Consider the following 6,881-nt stretch of genomic DNA (forward strand, 5'->3'; position numbering starts at 1 on the left):
GCCCCCGGCTGCGGCCCGGCGGGCCCCGGGCGGGACTGGGGGGCTGGCGGGCCGGCGCCCGCCACCGGCTCGGCGCCGATCCGGAGCGCGGGCGGCGGGCGGTCGGGGTGCTCGGCGCGCTGGTTCCGACGCGCGGCAACTTTCCCGACTTCCTCACCCCGAGCGCCCTGCACACCTCCCTCGACGAGAGCCTCGACGCCCTGGCCGGCACCCCGCGCGCCCAACTCGCGGACGAGCTGGACCGGATGGGCGGCTTTCCCGGCGGCGTACCCACCTGGCTGCGGCCGCTCGCCGACGGTGACCCGCACACACTCGGGCTGCTCACCGGCAGTCTGCGCGACTACCACCGGGCGAGCGTCGCGCCCTACCTCGACCGCGTGCAGGCCCAGGTCGACGCCGATCGCGCGGTCGCCCTGCGGGGGCTGCTCGACGGGGGTACGGAGGGGATGCTCGCCGGTCTGCGGCCGGTGCTGCGGTGGAATCCGCCGGTCCTGGAGGCCGACTATCCGATGGAGCACGACATCCACCTCGGCGGGCGCGGACTCGTCCTCGTGCCCTCGTACTTCTGTGCCCGCAGGCCCGTCACCCTGGTCGACGAGGAGCTGCCGCCGGTGCTGGTCTATCCGGTCCGGCGTACGGGGACGGGCGCCGGGCGGACGGGCGCGGGGCGGGCGGCCCCCCCCCCGCCCCCCCCCCCCCCCCCCCCCGCCGCCCGCCCGCGCGTCCTCCGTGCGCCCCTCGACCGGCTGCTCGGCCGCACCCGCTCGGCCGTGCTCGCGTCCGTCGACGGCGGCTGCACGACCGGTGAACTCGCCCGCAGGGTCGGGGTGTCACCGGCCTCCGCCAGCCAGCACGCCTCCGTGCTGCGCGAGGCGGGCCTGCTGTCGACGGTCCGGGACGGGAGCAGTGTGCTGCACACGCTGACTCCGCTGGGGCGGCGGCTCCTTGCCGGCCCTAGCTCCGGAAGGGCCCCGTCACCTCGTACGTGATCCCGCCCGAGGAACTGCCGCTCGTACCGCGCTGGCTGGAGAAGTACAGACGTGTGCCGTTGGGCGAGAACGCCGGGCCGGTGATCTCGGAGCCCGACTGACCGGTGATCCTGAGGAACGGGGCGACGACCTCGGCCGGCGTGATCATGCAGATCTCCATGTTCCCGCCGTCCTCCGCGATGAACAGATCGCCGGACGCGGTCCCCGTCACATTGTCGACCCCGGTCAGCGGCGGGCCGCTCACCAGCGAGTCGTCGTAGGCGAGTTCGAGGGTCGAGGCCGCCGCGTTGTACTGCCACACGCGGTTGTCGCCCTTCGTCGTGAACCAGCAGGTGTCGTCCGCGTAGTAACAGCCCTCTCCGCCGTTGAAGCGCTTGGCGCCGGAGACCTGGCCGCGGGTGGCGGTGGCGCCGCTCGGGTCCGGCACCTGTGCCCAGGTCACCGGCCCGCTCGTCCCCGATCCCATCTTCAGGACCTCCAGTTTTCCGGCCGACAGATCACCCCAAGTGGTGGGCGTGAAGCGGTAGAAGCAGCCGTCGGAGACGTCCTCGGTGAGATAGATCGTCTTGCGTACGGGGTCGGCGGCGGCGGCCTCGTGCTTGAAGCGCCCCATCGCGTCCCGCCGGACCGCCGCCTTCACGCCCCAGGGGTCCGTCTCGTAGACGTAGCCGCGGTCGACCTCCTCGCAGGAGAGCCAGGTGTTCCACGGGGTCTTCCCGCCGGCGCAGTTGGTGCGGGTGTTGGAGAGGATGCGGTACGCACCCGTGATCGCGCCGGTCGCGGAGAACTTCACCGCGCCCGCGCCGCCGCTCGGGCTGATCTCCGAGTTGGAGACGTAGATCCAGCCCGAGCCGTCCGCGTAACAGGCGCCGCCGGCCGGGGCGTTGGGCCAGGGGGACGAGGGGGGGCCGACTTTCTGCCCGGAACGGGCGATCACTCTGCTGCTGAACCCCGCGGGCAGCTGGATCCCGTTGGCGTCCGCCGAGCCGAGTGCGCCGTACGGGCCGGTGCCGGGCTGTGCGGGGTCGGCGAAGGCGGCGCCGCGCCACAGCGTGCCGCCGAAGGCGGCCGCCGAGCTGCCGATGACCGCGCCGCGCAGGAAGGTCCGACGTTCCACTGTCACTCCAGGTGGTGGGGGTCGCCCCGCGCGCCGGGTACGGCGACGGGGTCGCGCGGTTCGAGAACCTAGGCGGGCTGCATTGTCTGTACATGAACAAGGGGCGAAGGGTGGGAGCAGGTTTGCCGGGGCGGCCCCTGGCGCACGTTTGCCGGGCGGGGGCGCCCGGCCTACCGTCGGGCCCATGAGTACCGGGAAGAGCGCTGCTTCGGGTGCCGGCCGGGGCACGGGCACGGGCGCCGGCAGGAAGATCACCGAGAAGCTGTCGGCCGCCGTGCTGAGCGAGTCCACCGGCAAGGACTGGGTCGGCTGGTTCGCCGTGCTCGACAAGTGGGGCGCGCACCAGCGCGGCCACACCGAGATCGCCCGGCATCTGCGCGAGGAGCACGGCGTGAACGGCTGGCACGCCCAGTCGATCACTGTCGGCTACGAGCAGGAACGGGGGATGCGCGAGGTCGGCCAGTCCTGCGACGGCACCTGGGAGGCCTCCGGCAACAAGACCGTGAACGTGCCGGCCGAGCGCGTCACGGAGGCGTTCGTGGACGAGGCGGCCCGGCGCCGCTGGCTCCCGGACGCCGACCTGACGCTGCGCACCCACCGCGCCGGCAAGTCCCTCACCGCCGACTGGGACGGCGGGACCAGCCGTATCTCCGTCTTCCTGACGGTCAAGGGCCCACAGAAGACACAGATCACCCTCGGCCACCACAGGCTGGCGGACGCGGATGCGGTGGTGGCGTACAAGGAGTTCTGGCGGGAGCGGTTGGGGGAGCTCAAGCGGGTGCTCGAGGTGGGTTGAGGGTTCTGTGCGGGTGCGGTCTCGTCGACGGGTGGGTGTGCGGTCTCGTCGCCAGGTGCGGGTGGGTGGCGCCTGCGGCGGGCTGTTTTCCCCTACCCGCCCCTTCCCGAAACCGGGGCTTCGCCCCGGACCCCCTCATCCGAACTTCGTTCGGATCTGCTCAATCGCCGCAGGGGCTGAGATTGCCGCAGAGGTTGAGATTGCCGCAGGGGCTGAGATTGGCGCAGAGGCTGAGATTCCCCGGACGCCCAGAACCACTGCCCCCGCGCGAACCACCCGGGTAGGCTCGCGAGCATGGAGCTCGAGGTGTTCGTACCAGTGCCCGAAGCCGAACTGCGGCGCGCGCTGGGAGACCCCGGACAAGTCGCCCGGAGTGTCCCCGGCCTCCAGCGCGCGGCGGACGGTGAGCCGCTCGAAGGCCGCCTCAAAGTGCGGATCGGCGGCCACACCATCACCTACCGCGGCTCGGCGAAGGTCGTCCGACGCGGTGGCTCGTACGCGCTCGAGGGCCAGGCGGCCGAGGCGCGCGGCTCCGGATCCGTACAACTCGCGCTGAAGCTGCGGCTTGTGGCGGCCGAGGGCGGTACGAACCTGGCGTTCAGCGGCGGGGCCAAGGCCGATGGCCGGGCCGCCGAGGCGGACGACGCCGCGGTGGAGTCTTCGGCGCGACGGTTGCTGACCCGGTTCGCCGAGCGGCTCGGCGAGGTGGCCCTGGCTTCCCGTGCCCCCGAGGCGGTGGAGACCGAGCCCGCGATCGCTCCCGACGCCGAGCCCACGGAGGCTCCCGCGATCGCTCCCGACGCCGAGCCCACGGAGGCTCCCGGGATCGAGCCCGACGCCCCGTCCGCCGAGCCCGACGCCCCGTCCGCCGAGCCCGGCACCCCCGCCTCCGTCTTCGAGACCGAGGTCCCGCCCCCGTCCCTCGACGCCCCCTACGACGAGGCGGCACTCGCCGAGGAGGTGGACGAGGTGTTCGGGGAGGCGCCGAGCGAGGCCGCGCACGCACGCCGCACGATGATCGGCCGCAGCGCCGAAGAGGTCGACCACGCCCCGCCGCGCGGCCGCTACGCCCCGGCGCCCGCACCCGACAGCAGCACCGCCTCCGACACCCTGCGCTGGGCCGCACCCGCCGCCGCGCTGATCGTGGCCTCGGCCATCGTCGTGAGCCGGGTACTGCGCCGCCGCCGCTGACACGGGAGTACTAGGGTCGAGGCGTGACGACTAAGGACGACATCAGGCTGGTCGCGGGCGGCACGGAGCTCACCGTGCAGGGCGGAAACGGCTGCCGGATCGGCTCGCTGCGGATCGACGGCACCGAGGTGCTGCGCCAGGGCGACCACTACGGCTCCTTCCCGATGGTGCCGTGGTGCGGGCGCACCGACAACGGGCGGTTCCTGAGCGGCGGCGAGAGCTACCAGCTGCCGATCACCGATCCGCCGCACGCCATCCACGGCACCGTGCGCGACGTGGCCTGGCGTCTGGCGCGCTCGTCGGCGGACGAGGCGGCCTTCACGTACGACCTGACCGAGCCCTGGCCCTGGAACGGGCGCGTCACGCAGCTCTTCGCCCTGTCCGAGGACAGCGTGACGATCACGATGGGGATCGAGACGTACGGAGACTCCTTCCCGGCGCAGATCGGCTGGCACCCCTGGTTCAAGCGCCACCTGCGCGAGGGCGGCGCCGAGGCGCGGATCGACTTCGACGCGGCCTGGCAGGAGGAGCGCGGCGAGAACTATCTGCCCACCGGCAAGCGCATCGATCCGCGGCCGAGTCCCTGGGACGACTGCTTCGGGATGCCGGACGGTGTGGACGTCACCGTGACGTGGGCCGATGAGCTGGAGCTGCGGATCAAGAGCCGCGAGCAGTGGGTCGTGGTCTACGACCACCAGCCGGACGGTGTCTGCGTCGAGCCCCAGACGGGCCCGCCCAACGGCCTGAACACCCACCCGCGCCTGGTCACGCCGATCGATCCGCTGGAGGCGTCGACCACCTGGAGCTGGCGCCGGCTCTGACGCACGTGAGGCGCCGATCCGCCCCCGGATACGCTGACCCCATGAGTGACGTACGCGCGGCTCTGCTGCAGCAGATCAAGGACAAGGCCGTCGTGCACGGCAAGGTGACCCTCTCCTCCGGGATCGAGGCCGACTACTACGTCGACCTGCGCCGGATCACCCTCGACGGCGAGGCCGCCCCGCTGGTCGGCCAGGTTCTCCTGGACCTCACCAAGGACCTCGACTTCGACGCCGTCGGCGGTCTGACCATGGGCGCCGACCCCGTGGCCGGCGCGATGCTGCACGCCGCCGCCGCGCGGGGCGAGCGCCTGGACGCGTTCGTCGTGCGCAAGGCCGCCAAGGCGCACGGTCTGCAGCGCCGCGTCGAGGGCCCGGACATCAGGGGCCGCCGCGTCCTGGTCGTCGAGGACACCTCCACCACCGGCGGCTCCCCGCTGGAGGCCGTGCAGGCGGTACGCGAGGCAGGCGCCGAGGTCGTCGGTGTCGCCACGATCGTGGACCGTGCCACGGGTGCGGCCGAGAAGATCCAGGACGGCGCCGGGGTGCCGTACCTCTTCGCGTTCGGCAAGGACGAGCTCGGGCTCGCCTAGCCTGCACGCCCAGGTCCGTACGAAAGCGACGAAACGGGGGACTTAGGTCCCCCGTTTTCGCGCCCCCGTGTGGACTGGAGCAATCCCGCAAGTCTGGAAAGATAGGGACGACGATGACGTCATCCCTCAGTGACCCACAGTCATGGATGCAGTCACCTATGTGACATTCCGTTACGGGTCGCAAGGTCAGGGCCAAGCTACCCACACCGCGTACATCAAGGAGCGGACAGATGCCCATCGCAACCCCCGAGGTCTACAACGAGATGCTCGACCGGGCGAAGGCAGGCAAGTTCGCCTACCCGGCCATCAACGTGACCTCGTCCCAGACGCTGCACGCTGCCCTGCGCGGCCTCGCGGAGGCGGAGAGCGACGGCATCATTCAGATGTCCACCGGTGGCGCCGAGTTCCTGGGCGGCCAGCACAGCAAGGACATGGTCACGGGCGCCGTCGCGCTCGCCGAGTTCGCGCACGTCGTCGCCAAGAAGTACGACATCACCATCGCGCTGCACACGGACCACTGCCCGAAGGGCAAGCTGGACACCTACGTCCGCCCGCTGCTCGACATCTCCGCCGAGCGCGTCGCCAAGGGTGAGAACCCGCTGTTCCAGTCGCACATGTGGGACGGCTCGGCCGAGACCCTCGCCGACAACCTGGCCATCGGCCAGGAGCTGCTCGCGAAGGCCGCCGCCGCGAAGATCATCCTCGAGGTCGAGATCACCCCGACCGGTGGTGAGGAGGACGGCGTCAGCCACGAGATCAACGACAACCTCTACACCACGGTCGACGACGCGATCCGCACCGCCGAGGCCCTCGGCCTGGGCGAGAAGGGCCGCTACCTGCTCGCCGCCTCGTTCGGCAACGTGCACGGCGTCTACAAGCCGGGCAACGTCGTCCTCAAGCCCGAGCTGCTCAAGGAGCTGCAGGAGGGCGTGGGCGCGAAGTTCGGCAAGACGTCCCCGTTCGACTTCGTCTTCCACGGCGGTTCGGGCTCCACGCTCGAGGAGATCCACACCGCGCTCGAGTACGGCGTCGTGAAGCAGAACCTCGACACCGACATGCAGTACGCGTTCTCGCGTCCGGTCGTGGACCACATGTTCAAGAACTACGACGGTGTCCTGAAGGTCGACGGCGAGGTCGGCACCAAGTCCCTCTACGACCCCCGTACGTGGGGCAAGGCGGCCGAGGCCGGCATGGCCGCGCGCGTGGTCGAGGCCGCGAAGGCGCTGCGCTCGGCGGGCACCAAGATCAAGTAAGCCGTGGGCGCCCAGGCTCTGTCAGCCGCGGGCGTCAAGCTCAAGTAACCCTTTGCGCAAAGGGTGTTGCGAAGGGGGGGGGGGCCCCCCCGGAGCCCCGGCCTTCCCGCTGGGGGGAGGGGGG

At 71.7% G+C, this 6,881-nt stretch carries 7 protein-coding genes; 6 read left to right on the forward strand and 1 reads right to left on the reverse strand.

Going from position 1 to position 6,881, the window contains the following annotated elements; genetic code table 11:
* Positions 1–989 (forward strand): helix-turn-helix domain-containing protein (locus JAO81_RS14680; protein WP_307813369.1); only part of this gene is annotated, 989 nt, incomplete at its 5' end.
* On the opposite strand, the gene JAO81_RS14685 is transcribed toward JAO81_RS14680, so the two are convergent.
* Positions 955–2,106, reverse strand: a complete 1,152-nt coding sequence (locus JAO81_RS14685; protein WP_199548285.1) for an alkaline phosphatase PhoX — start codon at positions 2,104–2,106, stop codon at positions 955–957. The genes JAO81_RS14680 and JAO81_RS14685 overlap by 35 nt on opposite strands.
* 184 nt (positions 2,107–2,290) lie before the next feature.
* On the opposite strand from JAO81_RS14685, the gene JAO81_RS14690 reads away from it, so the two are divergent.
* The 5 genes from JAO81_RS14690 to fbaA all read left to right on the forward strand — a co-directional run bounded on the left by JAO81_RS14690 (position 2,291) and on the right by fbaA (position 6,757).
* Positions 2,291–2,902: a hypothetical protein gene (locus JAO81_RS14690; protein WP_199548286.1), complete on the forward strand. Its 612-nt coding sequence runs from the start codon at positions 2,291–2,293 to the stop codon at positions 2,900–2,902.
* Between the two features lie 294 nt (positions 2,903–3,196).
* On the forward strand, positions 3,197–4,093 hold the full coding sequence (locus tag JAO81_RS14695; protein ID WP_199548287.1) for an SRPBCC domain-containing protein: 897 nt from the start codon (positions 3,197–3,199) through the stop codon (positions 4,091–4,093).
* Positions 4,094–4,116: 23 nt separating this feature from the next.
* Positions 4,117–4,914: an aldose 1-epimerase gene (locus JAO81_RS14700; protein ID WP_199548288.1), complete on the forward strand. Its 798-nt coding sequence runs from the start codon at positions 4,117–4,119 to the stop codon at positions 4,912–4,914.
* A gap of 41 nt (positions 4,915–4,955) precedes the next feature.
* A complete protein-coding gene (gene pyrE / locus JAO81_RS14705) occupies positions 4,956–5,504 on the forward strand; it encodes an orotate phosphoribosyltransferase (RefSeq protein ID WP_199548289.1) in 549 nt (182 codons plus the stop codon).
* Between the two features lie 230 nt (positions 5,505–5,734).
* Positions 5,735–6,757, forward strand: a complete 1,023-nt coding sequence (fbaA, locus tag JAO81_RS14710; protein ID WP_199548290.1) for a class II fructose-bisphosphate aldolase — start codon at positions 5,735–5,737, stop codon at positions 6,755–6,757.
* Positions 6,758–6,881: the final 124 nt, after the last annotated feature.

This window comes from Streptomyces sp. N35, from assembly GCF_016464295.1.
Taxonomy (GTDB): domain Bacteria; phylum Actinomycetota; class Actinomycetes; order Streptomycetales; family Streptomycetaceae; genus Streptomyces.